An 18,474-nucleotide genomic window follows, 5' to 3' on the forward strand; every position below is an offset into this window, starting at 1 on the left:
TGTTCTTGCGACAGTCATGTTGGTTGCGGCAGGTTCGATGACCCCGATCGCCGCCGCCGTCGATCCTCCACCTGACGTGCACACCTATCTCGAAGATCCGCGCAAGATCGCCGAGGGGCAGGAGCCGCACCACGCGTTGCTGCTCCCCCAGGCCGACGTCGCCGGGGCCGTGCGCGGGGACGAGCGCACGCCGTTCACGCAGTCGCTCGACGGCAAGTGGCGGATCTCCATGGCGGACAAGCCCGCCGACGTTCCGGCGCGGTTCTACGCCGACGACTACGACACGTCCGGCTGGCGCACGGTCACCGTGCCGCACACCTGGCAGACCGACGGCCTGGATCACCCGATCTTCCGCAACATCGCCACCGAGGTCCAGCCGGACGACCCGCCCCGCGTTCCGCGCGACGTCAACCCGACGGGCGCGTACGTCCGCGACTTCGACGTGCCGGCCGACTGGACGAAGCGCGAGACGTTCCTGCGCTTCGAGGGCGTGACGTCGGGCTACTTCGTGTGGGTCAACGGGAAGTACGTCGGCTACGACCAGGGCGGCTACACCCCGGCCGAGTTCGACATCTCCTCGGCGCTGCGGCCCGGCCGCAACAAGGTCGCCGTGCAGGTCCACCGCTGGAGCGCAGGTTCCTACCTCGAGGACTACGACCAGTGGCGCTACAGCGGGATCTTCCGCTCGGTGTCGCTGTACTCGACGCCCGCCACGTACATCCAGGACGTCACGCTCAAGACCGACCTCGACGCCACCTACACCGACGCGACGCTCACCGCGGACGTCGAGCTCGGGCACAAGCCCGGCGGCACCGCCGGCACGCACAAGGTCACCGCCAGTCTGCGTGACGCCAAGGGCACCGAGGTCGGTTCGGCCAGCCAGGACACCGACGGCAGCACGGCACGGATCACGTTGCCGGTGCGCAACCCCGCCAAGTGGACCGACGAGACGCCGAACGTCTACACCGTCGTGCTGACGCTCACCGCGCCCGACGGCGAGGTCACGCACATCACCAGTGACACCACGGGCTTCCGCAAGATCGAGATCAGGAACAAGACGCTGCTGGTCAACGGCAAGCGCGTGCTGTTCAAGGGCGTCAACCGCGCCGAGACCGACCCCGAGCACGGCCGGCACGTGCCGCGCAAGGCCCAGGAACGCGACGTGGAGCTGATGGAGCAGCTCAACGTCAACGCCGTCCGCACCTCCCACTACCCGAGCGACCCGTACTTCTACGACCTCGCCGACAAGCACGGCATCTGGATCGACGACGAGGTCGACATCGAGACCCACAACCACGAGAACTGCTCGCGGTGGTGCCAGGCCAACCAGCCGGAGTGGCGCGACACGTTCATGGACCGCATGATCGGCATGGTCGAGCGGGACAAGAACCACCCGAGCGTCTTCCTGTGGGACACGGGCAACGAGGCCGGACTCGGCGCGCACCACTACGACATGGCGAAGTGGGTCAAGGCCGCCGACCCGTCGCGGCCGATCTACCACCAGTCCAACAACCCCGACGGTGACGCGCCGTTCGCCGACGTGTGGGGCCCGCGCTACCCGTCGCCGGAACGGTTCGCCGAGCAGGCGAAGAGCACGACCAAGCCGTTGATCTTCGGCGAGTACGCGCACGCGATGGGCAACAGCCTGGGGAACTTCCGGGAGTTCTGGGAGATCATCCGGGCCAACCCGGCGACCCAGGGCGGCTTCATCTGGGACTGGGCCGAGCAGAACATCAAGCAGAAGACCCGGATCGCACCCGACACGTCCGGCAACAACATCACCGCGATGCTCGCCGGGGCGCCGAAGCTCGTCGACGGTCACCGCGGCAAGGCGTTGTCGTTGTCCGGCCTGGACGACTGGGTCGAGGTCTACCGCGACCGCAAGCTCGACATCACCGGCACGGCGCTGACGCTCGACGCGTGGGTCAAGCCGGGCAAGTGGACCGGCCAGTTCCCGATCATCGCCAAGGGCGACCACCAGTGGACGCTCAAGATGAAGAACGAGACCACGCTCGAGTTCTTCATCCACAGCGGCACCTGGCGGGCCGTGCAGGCGAAGGTGCCGGCCGACTTCTACGGCAAGTGGCACCGGGTCAGCGGCACGTACGACGGCACCGCGCTGCGGCTCTACCTCGACGGCGCCGAGGTCGGCACGCTGCCGTTCACGGGCACGATCGACCACTCGGCGGCGGACGTGAACATCGGCCGCGACTTCGAGATGTCGTGGAACGACCCGTCGACGGTCGGCTGGCTGTCCCGCGGTGATGTCGACGACGTGCGGATCTACGACCGGGCGCTGTCGGCGACCGAGCTCAACGCCGCTACTCCTGTGGGCGGTGCCGTGCTGGCGCTGGACTTCGACAGCGTGCAGGAACGCGGCACGCACTTCGCCTACGGCTCCACACTGTCCGGTGTGGACGGTTTGATCAACACCGACCGCACGACGCAGCCGGAGACGCTGCAGATGGCGTGGGCGCACCAGCCGATCCGGTTCGCCTACTCCGGCGGGGTGTTGTCGGTGACCAACGAACGGCAGTTCAGCGGCACCGACGACCTCACGTTGCGGTGGCGGGTCACCGAGGGCTCGCGGACGGTCAAGAGCGGCGAGCAGCCGTTGCGGGTCGCCGCCGCCACGACCGCGCCGATCTCGCTGCCGGTGCCGGTCAACGACGCCGACCGCGAACGGTTCCTGACCGTCGAGACGGTCCAGCACGGCGGGCACGTGCTCGCCCACGACCAGTTCTCGCTGGGTGGCAGCCGGGTGCCGGGTCTCGACAAGGCGCCGCTCGACTGGCTCGTCGTGTTCACTCACGAGGACGCGAACAAGGTCACGGCATCCGCTGCCGGTACGACCTACACGGTCGACAAGAAGACCGGTGTGCTCACCTCCATCAAGTCGTGGGGCAAGGAGCTGCTCGCCAGCGGCCCGAAGCTCGACGCGTGGCGGGCGCCGATCAGCAACGAGACCTACACGTGGGGCCGTGCCGAGGGCGAGGACTGGCGCAAGGCGGGCCTCGACCGGCTGGAGACCACCGTGGCCGGTGTGCGGGTCGAGAAGGACGGTCTCAAGACGACCCGGATCGTCGTGGACAGCAAGGTCGCCGCACCCGGTGTGACCGGGGCGTGGTTCGACCAGACGATGGTGTACTCGGTGGACTCGGCCGGCGTGCTGCGGCTCGGCCACCGGGTGACGCCGCAGGGTTCGATGCGGACACTGCCCTACCTGCCGCGCATCGGCGTCCAGCTGTCGGTGCCGGACCGCTACTCGGAGTTCGCCTGGTACGGCCGGAAGGCGGAGAGCTACGTCGACCGCAAGGACGGCACGCCGATCGGGGTGCACTCGAGCTCGGTGGCCGACCAGTACGTCCAGTACCACCGTCCGCAGGACCACGGCAACCACACCGACACCCGGTGGGCGCTGCTCACCGACGGCCGCACGTCCGGCCTGCTGGTGTCGGGCGCGAAGGACGTCAGCGTGACGCAGTACGACGACCTCGAACGGGCCGCGTACCCGTTCATGTTGCAACGCAACAAGGGGTACTTCACACTGCACGCCGACCACGCCGTGACCGGTGTCGGTGACACACCGAACCCGGTGCGGCAGCGCAGCCAGGTCCGGCCCGACTCCACCTACGAGTACACGCTCACGCTGCGGCCGCTGACGTCGCAGGAGGCCTGGTCGGGCAAACCGGCGGGTGCCTGACGGGAAGGGGTGGCCCCGGATCTTCGGGGTCGCCCCTTTCTCATGCCCAGGTCTGTCCGATGTGGACTTCGCAGGTTCATCCGAACGGACTGTTGACCACGGTGAGCCACTCGTGAGACACGAAGTGCTCGCCGCGATTCTCATCTTTCCACCGTCCAGTAAAGAGTCTCTGTGGCACAACGGGTTCGTCCGTTCGACAGAGGTTCGACGACGGTTCGACAGGGCGTGAACAATCTGAGGGGGTGTCTCGTTCAGAACGGGTGACCGCGCTTCGCTCATGGAAGGGCACCCGCAGTGAATGCCGTGTTCCAGGACTCCGCCCTGCGCGATCTGCCGCCGGTGGACCGCGCCTTGTTCCAGTCGTTCGGCGCCGGACCTGTCCGGACACCACCGTTCCACCACATCCACCACGCCGTGGAGAAACAGGCGTTGCTGCATCCGGACCTGACCGCTGTGGAGCATCTCGGCGAGTCCGTGACCTACGCCGAACTCGACCGCAGAGCGGAACTGCTCGCCGAGTTCCTCAGCCGCGCAGGAGTGCGTCCCGGTGACCGGGTCGGACTGTTCCTCACCCGGTCGATCTCGATGGTCGTCGGAATCCTGGGCGTGCTCAAGGCGGGTGCGGCCTACGTCCCGCAGGACGTGCGCATCGCACCGGAAGTCCACTTGCGACACATCGTCCGCACCGCGCGCATCGACTTCGTGCTCACCACCAGCGAGCACGAGGCCGCGCTGCCCGACAACCTCGGCACGATCATCGCAATAGACCGCGTGCCGCACTCGGGCGACTTCCACCGGACCATCACCGAGGACTCCGCGGTCGCCGCCGTCATCTTCACCTCCGGCACGACGGGACGTCCCAACGGGGTGCAGGTCACGCACGCCAACCTGTGCAACGTCCTGCTGACCGCGCCCGGATGTCTCGGCGTCAGGCCCGGCACCAGGGTGTCGCAGCTGCTGAACATCGCCTTCGACATGGCGATGTGGGAGGTCCTCGGCACGCTGGCCCACGGCGGCACGCTCGTCGTCCGCGGCAGCGACATCGAGGCGACGGCGAGCACGGTGGACGTGGTCATCGCCACGCCCAGCGTGCTGGCGTCGCTGGATCCCGTCGTGTGCAAGGGAGTTCGGACGGTCGCGGTGGCCGGTGAGCGGTGTCCGCAGTCACTGGCCGAGGCGTGGGCACGTCAGGCCACCTTCCACAACGCGTGCGGGCCCACCGAGGTCACGATCGTCAACACGGTCCAGCGCTACGAACCAGGCGGCCCGCTGACCATCGGCAGGCCCGTGCCGAACACCACTGTGTACGTGCTCGACGAGGACCTGCGGCCGTGCCGGATCGGTGAGGTCGGCGAGATGTGGGCGGGCGGTGAGTGCGTGACGGCGGGCTACCTGGGAGATCCCGAGCTGACGGACGCTCGCTACCGGCCTGACCCGTTCCTGGGCGGCGACCACGTGATGTTCCGGACCCGTGATCTCGGGCGGTGGACGCGTGACGGCCAGCTGGAGCACCACGGCCGCACCGACGACCAGGTGAAGGTCCGCGGGTTCCGGGTCGAGCTCGACGCCGTGACGTCGGCGCTGGAGGGCGCGGTGGACTGCAACCGGGCCACGACGTTGCTGCACAACGGCAAGCTCGTCGGGTTCATCAGCCCGGCCAGCGCGGCGCCGGAGCAGGCCCGCAGAGCCGTCGCGGAACGGCTGCCGTACTACTGCGTGCCCACGCTGATCGTGCCGGTCGACACGCTGCCGACGACGGACCGCGGCAAGGTCGACCGGCGGGCACTGCTGTCGCGTTTGGACGGACAGAAGGAAACGGTGGCATGACCTCAGTTCGCGCCGTTGCGCTCCCACCCGCCGACCGCTCGTGGCGCACGCTCCTGCGCCGCCGGCCGTTCACCCACCACAACCGGCTCGTCGCCCTCGTCGTGCTGGTCAACCTCGGTTTCCTGGGGTGGTGGGGCGGCGACACCGACCGGGTCACCGCCCTGGTGGTCGCCAACCTGACGCTCGCCGCCCTCATCCGCCAGCAGCTCGTGATCAACCTGCTCTTCTGGCTCGCCACCAGCGCACCGAAGCACTGGCCGTTGCGGCTCCGCTGGACGCTCGGCAAGGTCTACCACTTCGGCGGCCTGCACGTCGGTGCGGCGATCTGCGCCACGGCCTGGTTCCTCGTCCTCGCGGCCACGACGACCGGACCGCCGCTCGTCCTCGCGCTGACCTGGACGATCATGGCCGTCCTCGTGACGCTGGTGGTGCTCGCACTCCCCCGCCTGCGGGCCAAGCACCACGACCTGTTCGAGCGGGCGCACCGCTTCGGCGGCTGGTCGGTGCTCGTGCTGTTCGGGGTGCTGGCGGCGGTGTCCAACCCGGTCTTCCTCTGGCCGCTCGCCCTCGTGGTGGCGAGCGTGGTCCTGCCGTGGCTGAGACTGCGGCGGGTCCCGGTGCACATCGTCAGCCCGTCACCGCACGTGGCGCTCGTGTCCTTCGACCACGGCGTCACGCCGTTCGCGGGCTCGTCGACGACGGTGAGCCGCAACCCGTTGCTGGAGTGGCACTCCTTCGCCAACGTCCCGGCGCCGGGTCGCAGCGGTTTCCGGCTCACCATCTCCCGCGCGGGCGACTGGACGGCGAAGTTCATCGCCGACCAGCCGAGTCACGTGTGGGTCAAGGGCATCCCGACCGCGGGCGTCGGCAACATCGACAAGCTGTTCACCAGGGTGGTGTGGGTCGCCACCGGCAGCGGGATCGGCCCGTGCCTGCCGCACCTGCTGGCCGGTGACACGCCGTCGGTGCTGGTGTGGTCGACCCGCAACCCGCGCCGCACCTACGGGGACGCGCTCGTCGACGAGATCCTCGGCGTGCAGCCCGACGCCGTCGTCTGGGACACCGAGAGCCAGGGCAAGCCGGACCTGGTCGCGCTCGCGTACGACGCCTGCCAGCGGTTCGACGCCGAAGCGGTCATCTGCATCTCGAACAAACCCACCACATGGCACGTCGTCGAGGAGCTGGAGTCGAGGGGGATTCCGGCCTACGGCGCGATCTGGGACTCGTGAGGAGACCACTGTGGACTATCAGACGCTCGTACTCGACGAGCACGACGGCGTGCTGACGGTGACGGTGCACCGGCCACCCGCGCGCAACGCGTTGTCCCAGCAGACCCTCTCCGAACTGCGCCACCTCTTCAGCCACCTCACGGGACCGCGCGCCGTGCTGCTCACGGGGTCGGAGGGCCCGGCGTTCATCGCGGGGGCCGACATCCGCGAAATGGCCGCCATGACACCGGAGGAGGGCGAGGCGTTCGGTGCGCTGGGCCAGGAGGTGACCCGGCTGATCGAACGATTCCCGGTGCCGGTGATCGCGTGCGTCGACGGGTTCGCGCTCGGCGGCGGCTGCGAGATGGCCATGGCGTGCGACTTCGTCTACGCCACCCGCAAAGCGGTGTTCGGGCAGCCGGAGGTGTTGCTGGGCCTGATCCCCGGCTTCGGCGGCTGCGTCCGGCTGTTCCGCCGGGTCGGCGTGGCCAGGGCGCGTGAGCTGATCTACTCCGGACGCCGGGTCGACGCCGAGGAAGCCTGCCGGCTCGGGCTGGTGAACGCGGTGTTCGACACCCGCGAGGAGATGTTCGCCGCCGCCCGCCTGGTGCTGGCCGACATCGCCGCCAACTCCCCCGCCGCGGTCGCCACCTGCAAGTCGGTGATCAACGAGGTGGACGGTCTCGGCGTCGACGACGGTCTGCGCGTGGAGCTCGACGCGTTCCGGCGGACGTTCACCACCGACGACATGCGCGAGGGCACAGCGGCTTTCCTGGCCAAACGCACGCCGGACTTCCGGCACTAGGTGGTGCATCATCAACGATCACAGCACTCTGCTGCGCGCACTGCACGACGGTCACGCCGACGCGCTCTGGCGTTACGCGCTGCGCCTCACCGGCGACGAGCAACTCGCCCAGGACGTCGTCCAGGAAGCACTCCTGCGGGCGTGGCGCAATCCCTCGATCCTCGAACAGGGCACGGCGGCGTCGAAGGCGTGGCTCTACGCCGTGGCGCGCAACTTCGCCATCGACGAACGCCGTAGCGCCCGCGCCCGCTGGGAGATCGGGTCTGCCCGCGTGCCGGAACAGTCCCGGTGCGACCAGACAGACACGACACTCGACTCGTGGCTGATCGCCGACGCGTTGTCCCAGCTCAAACCCGAGCACAAGGTGGTGATCGTGCGGGCGTACTTCCGGGGCGAGTCGATCGCGGAGCTCGCCGACGCCCTGGAGGTGCCGCCCGGAACGGTGCGGTCGCGCCTGCACTACGGCCTGCGCGCGCTGCGGCTCGCGCTGGAGGAGAACGGGGTGACCGGGCGGTGACGTGCCCGTACCGCGAGTGGGACGTGGCGTACGTGCTCGGCTCGCTGCCCCCGGCTGACCGGCAGGTCTACGAACGCCACCTCGCCCTGTGCCCGCCGTGCGAGCACGAGGTGGGCAGGCTCGCGGGCACGGCGGGTCTCCTGTCCCGCGTGCCCGCGAAGTGGGCGGTCGAGTCGCTCGAGCCAGCCGTCGGTGTGCCGGCCACCGTGCTGCCGCGGCTGGCTCGGGCGGCACGAAGACGGCGTTTGGTGGTCCTGGCAACGGCGATCCTGGTGGCCGCCGTACTCGGCGCCGTGCTGACGTTCTTCCTGTGCCCGTGAAACCTCAGTCGTGCGGTGACTTCCCCTCGGACGGGTCGTGCACGTCGAGCCGCCCGCACATGCCGAGCCGCTGCGGCCCCTCCGGCCGCATCACGTGGATGTCGGCCTCGGCGAGGTGTCCGAGGTCGCCTTCCCGCAACCGGTCCAGGTGCTCGCCGGTGCGTTCGGCCGACGCCAGCGCACCGGCGCGCCACCGCTTCTCCCACGCGTCCAGCGACTCCTGCTTCAGCGCGAGTCCGGCGGCGTAGAACTCGTCCAGCGCCGCAGAATCCCCCGCCTCGACCCGTCGGCGCAGTTCCAGGAACCCTTCCAAAGCGAGATCCCGGCGGCGGCGCGCGGACTCCTCGTCACCGGCCTGAGCGCGGGCGGCGTACCCCTCCGCGTCGGCCAGGACCGGCGCCGGGAACGTGAACACAGCGTCGCCCGCCTCGGGGAGGCCGCTGTTCTGCATCATCACGATGATCCGCAGGTCGCCGTCGTTGACGAGGCGGTGGATCGTGCCCGGCGTGAACCACGCGACCGTGCCCTCGCGCAACGGCGTCTCGGCGAAACCGCGGCGGGTCAGGGTCTGCACGCTGCCCCGCCCGCCGATCACGTAGTAGCACTCCGCGCAGGTGAGGTGGACGTGCGGCGATCCTCCGCACAGCCCGTCCACCGTCGGCCAGTCGTACACCCGCAGGCCGGAGATGCCGATGCCACCGGGGAACGGCGTCACCACGGGTGAGCCTCCACATAGGACTCCAGGTGCTCGCGGTCCCACTCACCACACGCCACGACGAGCCGGTACCGCAGGCTCAACGACTCGCCCGCAGCCACCTCCACGGTGTCGAAGAAGGCGAACGACGGGTTCACCGCCGCGAACGGTGTGGAGCGCACGAACCAGTGGGTGTTCTTGTTCTCCGGGTGGTCGATGAACAACAACGTCGACGAACGGTCCACCTCGTCGTGCTGACCGACGAACGCGAGCCACCGCGCCGCCTTGCCCATCATCTCCTGCCCGGAGCCGCCGTCTGCGGCGATGACCGTGCCCTCGGTGAACGAACGCGGGCCGCGCCAGAAGAACCCGGTGTAGCCCGCGAGCTCGCGGCCGTTGGTCGTCGGGCTGCCGAAGACCAGCGGTTCAGCGCGCAGGTTCGCAAGCGTGGTCGCGAACTCCAGCGTCCACGCGTCTTCCTCGACGTCGCGCACGGTGAGCGACCGCGACTCGCGCACCCAGTTCTCGCCGGCCTCGGTGAACCAGGACAGCGTCTCCTCGAAGCCCGAGTCCGTGGACGTGAACTCGTCGTGCCGCATGCTGCCGACGTTCGGCAGCGCCACGTAACCCTGGTCGCGCACGTAGGTGTTGCCGCCCCAGAAGTTCTCGCCCGACACGTCGGTGGCGGTCATCTGCACGCCCTTGTGCCAGCGGTGGTCGTGCGGCCGGAACGCCGTCACCACGTCACCGGCCAGGGTCCGCACGGGGTGCAGGTACGGCTTCGGCCCCTCGAACGCCGGCGTCGACGGCCGGTGGACGTAGGTGAAGAGCTCGACGTCGCCCACCGACGCGACGAGCACCTCGTCGTCGTGCCGAGTGATCACCGGGCGTTCGCCCATGGGGCACCGATTCCTTCCATCGTCGCGTAGAACGGGCTGTCCGGCCCGATCTGACCGGCCTTCACCGCGGTTCCGGTGAACGCCGAGGCGTACAGCGCCGCGATGAACTCCATGGTGTTGCGCGTGTCCGCCATCGTCACCGGCGGCGTCTCACCACTGTCCAGGGCGTCGAGGAACGCCGCCATCTGACATCCGTGGCCGCTGACGACCGCGGACTGCTCCTCCCGCCAGCGGTCGGCGACGTCGTCGTGACCGGGCGCGGGCGTGACGGTCCAGTGGGCGTCGGTGTAGCCGTAGAGGTGCTCGACCTCGACCGTCGCGTGCTCGAAGTCGAACCGCAGCTGCGAGGTCTCCCTCGGCGACAGCACGGAGTTGATCACCGATGCGACGGTGCCGTCGGCGAAGGTCACCAACGCCATCGACACGTCCTCGGTCGCGACGTCCCGCGCCTGCCTGGCGGCGATGGCGCGGATCTCCTGCCAGGGGCCGAGGACCGACAGCATCATGTCGAACTGGTGGATGCCGTGGCCCATCGTCGGGCCGCCGCCCTCGCTGTCCCACGACCCGCGCCACGGCACGTCGAAGTAGGCGTCGCCGCGGTACCAGAGGGTGTCGCTCTTCGCGACCATCGACCGGCCGAGGAGGCCTTCCGACATCATGCGGCGCAGGCGGACCGCGGCGGGCCCGAAGCGGTGCTGGAACACCGTCGCCACCCGGCCCGCCGAGTTGCGTTCGGCCGCGATCAGCGTGTCGATCTCGCTCAACGACAACGCGGGCGGCTTCTCCACGAGCACGTTCACGTCGGCGGCGAGGCTTTCGAGCGCGAGCGGCACGTGCGCGCGTGGCGGGGTGCACACGTGCACCACGTCCAGCTTCTCCGCGTCGAGCACCGCAGAGAGGCTGGGGTAGACGCGCGGTCCGCCCCACTCGCCGGCGAACGTGTTCGCCCGTGCCTCGTCCACGTCCACGACGGCGACCAGCTCGATGCGGTCTCCCGCCGCCCGCAACGCTTCGGCGTGCGACGACGCGATCGCGCCCGTGCCGACGATGGCCGCGCGCCTCACTTCGCCGCGTCCACTTCGGACTGGACTTCCTTGATGAACGACGCGGCCGCCGCATCCGGCGTGGTGCGGCCGAACAGGACGTCCTCGGTGTGGCGCTTCAGGATCGCGTCGAGGGTGCTGGCGCCGTTCGGGGTGATCCGGGGCGGGTCGCTGACGGGCACGGTGTCCAGGTACTCCTTGGCTGCCTTGTCGGTTTCCTTGAGCTGGCCCGCGATCGCTTCGCGGATCTTCAGGTTCGCGGGCACGCCGCGTTCGGTCAGCAGGATCTTGGCCGCTTCCTCGTCGTTGGCGAGGAAGCTCACGAACGCCGCCGCTTCCGCGGGGTGCTTGGAGCGCGCCGACACCGACCAGAACATCGACGGCTTGTAGTAGGCGCCGGGCTTCTGCCCCTGCGTCTCGCCGGGCAGACGCAGCAGCTTCAGCTTGGCACCGCTGGCGGCGGTCAGCGCGGTCAGCTGGGTGTTCCACCACAGACCGAACGCCGCGGTGTTGGTCGCCGTCGCGGACTGGTTCAGCCCGGCGGAGGCCTTCTCGATCGTCACCGACGGCGGTGCGGCCACCCCGGTCTTGGACAGGTCGAGGATGTACTGCCAGTACTGCGTGGCGATCTCGGGCGGCAGGACGACCTTGCCCTGCTGGTCGAACAGCGACTTGCCCTGCTGCCGCGCCCGGATGCTCAGCCCGGCCGTGTCGTTGATGCCCGGCGACTGCACGCCGAACACCTGACCACCGCCGGCCTTGGAGACCTGGTCACCGATCTTCTTCAGGTCGTCCCACGACCACTTGGTGTCGTCGGGCACCGGGATGTCGTACTTCGCCAGCAGGTCGGTGTTGACCATGATCGAGTACATGCCGAGGCCCACCGGCAGGCCGTACTGCTTGCCGTCGACGGCACCGGTCGCGAGCGCCTTCTGGTCGAAGTTCGCGGTGTCGAGGTGCTTCTTGGCCTCGTTGAGGTCGAGCAACGCGCCGCGCTCGGAGTAGGAGGCGATGTACAGCTCGTCCATCTGCATGATGTCCGGCGCGTCGTTGGCCGCCATGGTGGTGGCGAGGCTGTCCCAGTAGCCGTTCCACTCCTTGAACTCACCCTTGATGGTGATGTTCGGGTGCTTCTTCTGGAACATGTCGATGACCTGCTGGGTGCGCTTGTGCCGGTCGTCCGCGCCCCACCAGGTGAAGCGCAACGTCACCGGCTCCGCGGTCAGGTCACCGCCCGCCTCGGAACCGGACCCGCAGGCCGCCAGCATCGACGCGGTCAACGACACCAGGACCGTTAACGCGGTGCGACGGCGAACACCTCTGAGCATGTCCATTCCTTTCGACTACTTGCCCCCGGTCGTGGCGATCCCCTTGACGAGGTACCGCTGGCCGATGAGGAAGGCGAGGAAGATGGGAACGAGCGACACCACGCTCATCGCGAACTGCGAGCCCCACGACGTGGCGACCGTCGAGTCGACGAACGAGCGCAGGGCGACGGGCACCGTGTACATCTCCGGGTCCGTCAGGTAGATCAGCTGGGTGAAGAAGTCGTTCCACGTCCAGATGAACGTGAAGATCGTCGTGGTGGCCAGCGCCGGTTTCATCAGCGGCAGGACGATCTGCGCGAAGATCCGCGGGTGACCGCAGCCGTCGATGCGGGCCGCCTCGTCCAGCTCGCGCGGCAGGCCGCGGATGAACTGCACCATCAGGAACACGAAGAACGCGTCCGTGGCGAGGATCTTCGGCACGATCAGCGGCAGGAACGTGTTCACCCAACCGGCCTGCGAGAACAGCACGTACTGCGGCACGATGATCACGTGCACCGGCAGCATGATCGTGCCGAGCATGATGCCGAACCACCAGCGCTTGCCGCTGAAGTTCAGCCGGGCGAACGCGTAGGCCGCCATCGAGCACGACACCAGGTTGCCGATGATGCAACCCAGCACCAGGATCGCGGAGTTGAGCAGGTACGTCCCGAACGACGGGGTGAGGGCGTTCCAGCCCTCGGTGTAGTTCTCGGTCTGCAGGCTGTCGAGGATCAGGCCGGGGTTGCGGAAGATCTCGTCGCCCGGCCGCAGCGAGCTGACGATCATCCACAGCACCGGGTACAGCATGATGAACCCGATGACGACCAGGCCCAGGTGCTTGGCCGGCACGATCAGCCGCCGTCGCAGGGAAGTCCGGGCCGGTGGTGGTGTCACCGGCGGTGCCGGGAGCGGGGACGTCGTCGGCCGGCGCACATCAGTCGTCATAGAACACCCAGTACTTCGCCGCCCAGAAGTTGATCGCGGTGAACGCCGCGATGATCAGGAGCAGGAACCACGCCAGCGCCGACGCGTAACCCATGTCGAACCGGCTGAATCCCTGCTGGTACAGGTAAAGCGTGTAGAACATGGTCGAGTCGGACGGTCCGCCCGTGCCGCCGGAGACCACGAACGCCTGCGTGAACGACTGGAACGCGTGGATGATCTGCAGCACCAGGTTGAAGAACAGGATCGGAGACAGCAGCGGCAGGGTGATCCGCCAGAACTGCGACCACTTGCTCGCGCCGTCGATCGCGGCGGCCTCGTAGTAGACCGCCGGGATCTGCCGCAGGCCCGCCAGAAAGATGATCATCGGTGAGCCGAACGTCCAGACGTTCAGCACGATCAGCGTCGACAGCGCGGTGTCCGGGTCGGAGATCCAGCCCCTGCCCTCGATACCGACGAAGCTCAGCACCCGGTTGATCAGGCCTTCCGCGCCGAAGACCTGGGTCCACAGCACCGCGATCGCGACGCTCGACCCGAGCAGCGACGGCAGGTAGAACGCCGAGCGGTAGAACGCGAGCCCGCGCAGCCCGCGGTCGAGCAGCAGCGCCACCCCCAGCGCGCAGGCGAGCTGCAGCGGCACCGACACGAGCACGTAGGTGAAGGTGACGCCCAGCGCGTTGTGCAACCGCTCGTCGCTGAAGATGCGGGCGAAGTTGTCGAATCCGATGAACTTCGGCGGCTGGATCAGGTTGTACTTGGTGAAGCCGAGGAGGAACGACGCGAGCACGGGGCCGACCGTGATGAAGATCAGTCCGGCGAACCACGGCGCGAGGAACCAGAACGCCGCCTTGTTGTCGCGCTTGCGCACCTGGACACCGCCGCGACGCAGCTGGCGCAGTTCGTCTAACGCGCTCATGAACCCCTGACCCCATCGGCTGGAAAACGCTTTCCGGAGTCTGCATCGGGGGTTCGCGAGCGTCAAGCAAGCCAGTCGAACATCGTCGAACGGCGTTGTCGAACGGAGACTCCCCGTTCGACAACGCTCCTTTGTGGACGATCAGCTCAACACGCGCACCGACAGGCCCGCCAGGCCGTAGCGCGCCTCCACCCGGTGCCCGCCGCCCGCCACGGTGATCTGCGCGAACCTGCCGACCAGCACCGGTGCCGCCAGCACCGGGACGACGGTGCCGACCTGCACGTTCTCCAGCGTGATCTCCAGGGTGCTGCCGCTCGCCAACGTGATCGGGCGGCCGGCGGTCAGCGGTGCGCAGCCGCCCTTGCGCGCCGTCACCGCCAGCACCGATCCCGAACCCTGCCGGTAGCTCCGCACGCGGACGGCGTTCTCCAGCCGCAGCGTTCCCGAGCGCAGTTCGACGTCTCCCTTGCCCAGCGCGGAAGCCGACGCGGCCACGAGCGTGCCGCCCTCGACGCGGGTGGCACCGGTGTAGCTGTTGGCACCGGCGAGCGTCAGCGTGCCGCTCCCCCGCTTGACCAGCCCGCCGCGGCCGCCGATCGCGTTGTGCCAGGTGTCGGCGGCGTGGAAGCCGCCGCGGTTCGCGTCCATCTCGACGCGCACGTCCGCGTCGAACGCGCCGAAGCCGTCGGCCGCGGCGAACAGGTTCAGCCGGCCCCACTGCTCCGTTCCGTCGAGCAGCGCGTGCCCGGACGGCAGAGCGGTGGTGCGCAGGACCTCCCGCCGCTGGTTCGCCGTCAGGTAGGGCTGCCGGGTCTCCAGCAGCACCTCGGCGCCCTTCGGCACGGTCATCGGCACCCGCCGCCCGGTCTTGGGCAGCCCGTAGGTGAGCAGCGGCGCGACGAGTGCCGCGTTGGCCTCGCGGTCGGCGTACGGGTCGGTCGCGGTGTCCGCCGAATGCGCGTACTCGAACAGGTCCGCACCGGCGTGCTGGCGGAAGTACTCGCTCGCCTGCGTCCTGGCGGCGGCCTTGAGCGCGGCGTTCTGCGGGTCGGCGAGGGTGGCGGCAGTGAGCGCGGTCGCGAGGATCCGGCCGCCGATCACGTCGGCCGGGGAGTGCATGCCCGCCACGATCCGCATGTCGGCCAGGTCGAACGCCCTGGTCACGAGCTCCTGGAACCGTTCGGGAACCGCGTAGGCCAGCGCGAGGCACGCGAGGTGCAGCGCGTTGGTGTGGCCGCTGGGGTAGCCGCCGTCCTCGGCGGGCTTCGTGCTGCGCTGGCGCAGCAGCTGCGGGGCGACCACGACGTCGGTGCGGTACACGGGGTAGCCGAACTCGTCGGTCTCACCGGTCGGGACGACCGTGCTCTCCGGGCTCAGCCGCCACGGGCGCGGGTACTGGTAGGCGAACTTCGACGGGTTGCCAGAGGCGAACGGCCCGCGCACCGTGTTGACCAGGGTGACGACCTGTCCCAGCGCGGAGTCCGGTGAGCCCGCGCCGAGCGCCGATCCCGCCGGGGCGTCCGGCGGCAGCTTCTCGTCCACAGTGGACGGCGGCGTGCCGTCCGGCGCCTCGGTGATGCCCGTGACGGCCTTCGCCCCAGCCTTGTACAGCTCGGCGAGCGGACCGAGGCCTCCGATGGCGGCGTAGCTCTGGTGCTGACGGTCCACGATGAACGCTCGCTTGGCCTGATCGGCGGTGCGCGCCCTGGTGATCCGCGCGCAGTGGCGGACGTTGGCCTCGAGCACGTTCCGGTTGAGCACGACTCCGTTGTCCCAGCTGCTGCCGGTGCGCCAGAGGTCCTGCATCCCCGAGAGGACGCGGACTGCCGCGTTGGTCTCCGGTGTCTGGTTGGCGAGCACGTTGGTGCGGTAGGAGTCGACGAACGGCGCCGCGCCCGTGGGCAGTTCGGCGGCGTTCGCTTCGAGGGCCCGGTCCAGCGCGGTCGGGCCGATCAGCAGGCCGGCGGACAGCATCGCCGAACGACGCAGCAGCGTTCTGCGGTCGAACCCTTCGGCGGTGGTCATGTTAACGCTCCCAACAGTCCTTCAGGGACATGTGTGGCGACACAGGGATTGTGGTGCACAATACGCAGCGAAACGGGAACGTACTCGAATTCGGGGTGATGTGAGCGTTAACCTTTCACGGTGTGCCGACGTGCAGCACCGGCTCGCCCGCGATGTCGCCGGCGGGATGCCCCACGAGCGCCGTGAAGAACGGGGTGCGCACGAGCACGCCGTCCGGGGCCTCCTCCGCCGACACTTCCAGCGCGACGGGTTCGGGGCCGTAGCAGAGCGCGAAGACCGCGCGCCCGTGCGGCGAGTCGAAGATGGGGTCGGCCAGCACGTGGTTCGTCGCGATCACCCGGCGCCAGCCCGCGTCCGGGTTGCCGTAACCCCTCGGGTCGTCACCGAGCCAGAACGACAGCTGCTCCAGGGTCATGTCCGCGGTGCGCACGCTGTTGAAGTACGCCGGGCCCTGCGGCGGGTTCTCGACGCGCAGACCAGCGGCCGCACTCAGCGCGAGCCGGCCGGCGAGCAGCGTGCCGCCGGTGGTGGTGAGTGCACGCCAGGGTTCGGCGAGGTCGAACGGGCTCCCGTCCGGTTCGCTGACGGTGCGGATCCGGCGCTGCCGCTGCCCGTCGGCGCTCGCGTAGGGAAGTCCGGCGAGGAAGGCCAGTTCGGCGCTGACCGGCAGCGCGGACCGGTCGAGCACCGCGATCAGGTGCAGGCGTTCGCCGTCGGTGACGTACAGCTGCTGCACCGGCAGCATGACCTGGTCCCACGACACGACCGCCTTGGTCACCAGCTTGGCGCCGAAGCCGTCACCGGTCACGTCACGCACGCGCGCCGGGCCGAGCGGCCGGGTGAGCAGCGTCCTGCGGCCGTCGGCGTAGCGCACCAGCGGCCCGATGCCGTGCTGGTGGTCCACAATCGACTCGATCACCGCGGTCGCACCTGCATCGATCAGGTACGGGGTGAGGTCGCCGGTCAGCGACACCGACGCCTGGCCGTGCCGCAGCGAGTAGCGGGTGTGCACAGGAGCCTCGGCCGGTGCGCGGTACCAGCGGTGCTCGTCGACGAAGAACCACACGGTGGCGAACGCGAAGTGGCCGCTCGGCAGGCCCGGCGTGGAGGCGTTGTAGTAGGCGACCCGGCGGTCACCGAGGTAGCGGCCGAGCTCGGCCTCGACGCGGCCGCTGAAGAACCTCAGGCCGAGCATGCCCTCGCACCCGCTGTGCTGCTCACTGTAGCGGGGACCGCCGTAGTCGAAGCCGCGGGCGGACAGCCGCATCTCCAGGTGCCGGGCGATCTCGTCGCCGTCCTCGAGGAAGCACTGCTCTCCGCTGACCTGGTAGGCCCTGGCCAGGAACGTGAGCGAGATGGGCAGGTAGTTCTGGTCGTGCCCCGCGCCGTGCTCGACGGGCAGCCGCAGCCCGCGGTCGACGACGCGGGCGGCCCTGACCTCGCTGTGGTACAGGAACATCGCATCGTCCACGATGGACTTTTCGGACAACAGGCGCCCGAGCGTCAAACCGGCCACCACGGCACCGATCGCCTGGTTCGCCGTCTGCTGCGGGTTGAACATGCTCGCTTCGGTGAGCCAGCGCCAGAAGCCCGTCGCCACGTCGGCGAGCGCGGTCCACTGCGCCTCGGTGATCAGCCCGCGGCCGAACTCCAGCACGTTGACCGCGTGCAGCAGCGCCCACACGGTGCTGGGCCAGTCGCCGAAGGGGTGGTCACCGGCTTCGAGCACGTAACGGGCGTACGGCAGGCCGCTGTCGCGCACGCGCAGGAACGGCTCGCCGGGGTTGTCCGTCCGGAAGATCCGTTCGGCCAGCACGAAGTCCAGGCCGCGGCGGGCAGCGTCCACCAGTTCGGTGTCGCGCCGGTCACCGCGGTGCCAACTGAGACACAGCAACGACACCACGCCGAGAGCCATGTCACCGATGTCATCGACAGCGGCGAGATCTTCGAGGTTGCCGTCGGGACGCTGCCGGCCGATCGCGGCGGTCACGGCTTCGGCGAGCACCGTCCGCAGCTCTTCGTCGTCGTCGGGCAGGTCGTGCACGCTCGCGTGCTGGCTCGGCAAGTACACCGCGGCGGCGGTGGTCATCGGTACTCCTCGCGGGTCGCTCGCCCGGGTCGGTCAGCGGAGGTGGGCGTGCGTGGCCGGAGTGCTCTTCCTCCCCTTCGTTCTCGTGTGCGACGCGGCTGGGACCCGCCTAGTTGGATGAAACGTAAACTTGTTCACCCACGTGAAGTCAAGTCACAAAACCAGCAGATTCCGTGGGC

Annotated in this window: 14 protein-coding genes; 6 read left to right on the forward strand and 8 right to left on the reverse strand. The window is 69.2% G+C overall.

Annotation, left to right across the window (positions count from 1 at the left end):
- The first annotated feature begins 37 nt into the window (after window positions 1-37).
- The 6 genes from ACFOWZ_RS01920 (at window position 38) to ACFOWZ_RS01945 (ending at window position 8,380) form a co-directional block, all read left to right on the forward strand.
- Window positions 38-3,703, forward strand: coding sequence for a glycoside hydrolase family 2 TIM barrel-domain containing protein (locus ACFOWZ_RS01920; protein WP_382367636.1), 3,666 nt, complete (start codon window positions 38-40; stop codon window positions 3,701-3,703).
- A gap of 294 nt (window positions 3,704-3,997) precedes the next feature.
- The gene (locus ACFOWZ_RS01925; protein WP_382367639.1) at window positions 3,998-5,530 is read left to right on the forward strand and encodes an amino acid adenylation domain-containing protein; all 1,533 of its coding nucleotides are present in this window, start codon (window positions 3,998-4,000) and stop codon (window positions 5,528-5,530) included.
- Window positions 5,527-6,759 (forward strand): hypothetical protein, encoded by a 1,233-nt coding sequence (locus tag ACFOWZ_RS01930; protein ID WP_382367642.1) that lies wholly within the window; start codon window positions 5,527-5,529, stop codon window positions 6,757-6,759. Before ACFOWZ_RS01925 ends, ACFOWZ_RS01930 begins: the two co-directional genes overlap by 4 nt.
- 10 nt (window positions 6,760-6,769) lie before the next feature.
- Window positions 6,770-7,543, forward strand: coding sequence for an enoyl-CoA hydratase/isomerase family protein (locus ACFOWZ_RS01935; RefSeq protein WP_382367644.1), 774 nt, complete (start codon window positions 6,770-6,772; stop codon window positions 7,541-7,543).
- 31 nt (window positions 7,544-7,574) lie between these two features.
- Complete coding sequence (locus ACFOWZ_RS01940; RefSeq protein WP_382368273.1) at window positions 7,575-8,060, forward strand: sigma-70 family RNA polymerase sigma factor; 486 nt, start codon at window positions 7,575-7,577, stop codon at window positions 8,058-8,060.
- A complete protein-coding gene (locus ACFOWZ_RS01945; RefSeq protein WP_382367647.1) occupies window positions 8,057-8,380 on the forward strand; it encodes an anti-sigma factor family protein in 324 nt (107 codons plus the stop codon). The genes ACFOWZ_RS01940 and ACFOWZ_RS01945 overlap by 4 nt, the downstream gene beginning before the upstream one ends.
- A gap of 4 nt (window positions 8,381-8,384) precedes the next feature.
- Here the strand turns inward: ACFOWZ_RS01945 and ACFOWZ_RS01950 are convergent, their stop codons facing one another.
- The 8 genes from ACFOWZ_RS01950 to ACFOWZ_RS01985 form a co-directional block, all read right to left on the reverse strand.
- Complete coding sequence (locus ACFOWZ_RS01950) at window positions 8,385-9,098, reverse strand: cupin domain-containing protein (RefSeq protein ID WP_382367650.1); 714 nt, start codon at window positions 9,096-9,098, stop codon at window positions 8,385-8,387.
- Window positions 9,092-9,973 carry a DUF6807 domain-containing protein gene (locus ACFOWZ_RS01955; protein WP_382367653.1) on the reverse strand — a complete coding sequence of 294 codons (882 nt, stop codon included), beginning with the start codon at window positions 9,971-9,973 and terminating at the stop codon, window positions 9,092-9,094. Before ACFOWZ_RS01955 ends, ACFOWZ_RS01950 begins: the two co-directional genes overlap by 7 nt.
- Window positions 9,955-11,037, reverse strand: a complete 1,083-nt coding sequence (locus tag ACFOWZ_RS01960) for a Gfo/Idh/MocA family protein (protein WP_382367656.1) — start codon at window positions 11,035-11,037, stop codon at window positions 9,955-9,957. The genes ACFOWZ_RS01955 and ACFOWZ_RS01960 overlap by 19 nt, the downstream gene beginning before the upstream one ends.
- The gene (locus ACFOWZ_RS01965; protein WP_382367659.1) at window positions 11,034-12,344 is read right to left on the reverse strand and encodes an ABC transporter substrate-binding protein; all 1,311 of its coding nucleotides are present in this window, start codon (window positions 12,342-12,344) and stop codon (window positions 11,034-11,036) included. Before ACFOWZ_RS01965 ends, ACFOWZ_RS01960 begins: the two co-directional genes overlap by 4 nt.
- A 15-nt stretch (window positions 12,345-12,359) precedes the next feature.
- The gene (locus ACFOWZ_RS01970) at window positions 12,360-13,268 is read right to left on the reverse strand and encodes a carbohydrate ABC transporter permease (RefSeq protein ID WP_382367662.1); all 909 of its coding nucleotides are present in this window, start codon (window positions 13,266-13,268) and stop codon (window positions 12,360-12,362) included.
- Window positions 13,258-14,181 (reverse strand): carbohydrate ABC transporter permease, encoded by a 924-nt coding sequence (locus ACFOWZ_RS01975; RefSeq protein ID WP_382367665.1) that lies wholly within the window; start codon window positions 14,179-14,181, stop codon window positions 13,258-13,260. Before ACFOWZ_RS01975 ends, ACFOWZ_RS01970 begins: the two co-directional genes overlap by 11 nt.
- Window positions 14,182-14,322: 141 nt before the next feature.
- Window positions 14,323-16,206, reverse strand: a complete 1,884-nt coding sequence (locus ACFOWZ_RS01980) for a phosphatase PAP2 family protein (protein ID WP_382367668.1) — start codon at window positions 16,204-16,206, stop codon at window positions 14,323-14,325.
- A gap of 115 nt (window positions 16,207-16,321) precedes the next feature.
- Window positions 16,322-18,295: a hypothetical protein gene (locus tag ACFOWZ_RS01985; protein ID WP_382367671.1), complete on the reverse strand. Its 1,974-nt coding sequence runs from the start codon at window positions 18,293-18,295 to the stop codon at window positions 16,322-16,324.
- Window positions 18,296-18,474 lie beyond the last annotated feature (179 nt).

It is taken from the genome of Lentzea rhizosphaerae (genome assembly GCF_042649515.1).
Lineage (GTDB): Bacteria > Actinomycetota > Actinomycetes > Mycobacteriales > Pseudonocardiaceae > Lentzea > Lentzea aerocolonigenes.

Excerpts from the sequence above, each read along its gene's own strand:
- ACFOWZ_RS01985 (WP_382367671.1), bottom strand. The coding sequence starts at position 18,295 with ATGACCACCGCCGCCGCGGTGTACTTGCCGAGCCAGCACGCGAGCGTG.
- ACFOWZ_RS01980 (WP_382367668.1), bottom strand. The coding sequence starts at position 16,206 with ATGACCACCGCCGAAGGGTTCGACCGCAGAACGCTGCTGCGTCGTTCG.
- ACFOWZ_RS01920 (WP_382367636.1), top strand. The coding sequence starts at position 38 with ATGACCCCGATCGCCGCCGCCGTCGATCCTCCACCTGACGTGCACACC.
- ACFOWZ_RS01965 (WP_382367659.1), bottom strand. The coding sequence starts at position 12,344 with ATGCTCAGAGGTGTTCGCCGTCGCACCGCGTTAACGGTCCTGGTGTCG.
- ACFOWZ_RS01930 (WP_382367642.1), top strand. The coding sequence starts at position 5,527 with ATGACCTCAGTTCGCGCCGTTGCGCTCCCACCCGCCGACCGCTCGTGG.
- ACFOWZ_RS01970 (WP_382367662.1), bottom strand. The coding sequence starts at position 13,268 with ATGACGACTGATGTGCGCCGGCCGACGACGTCCCCGCTCCCGGCACCG.
- ACFOWZ_RS01955 (WP_382367653.1), bottom strand. The coding sequence starts at position 9,973 with ATGGGCGAACGCCCGGTGATCACTCGGCACGACGACGAGGTGCTCGTC.
- ACFOWZ_RS01975 (WP_382367665.1), bottom strand. The coding sequence starts at position 14,181 with ATGAGCGCGTTAGACGAACTGCGCCAGCTGCGTCGCGGCGGTGTCCAG.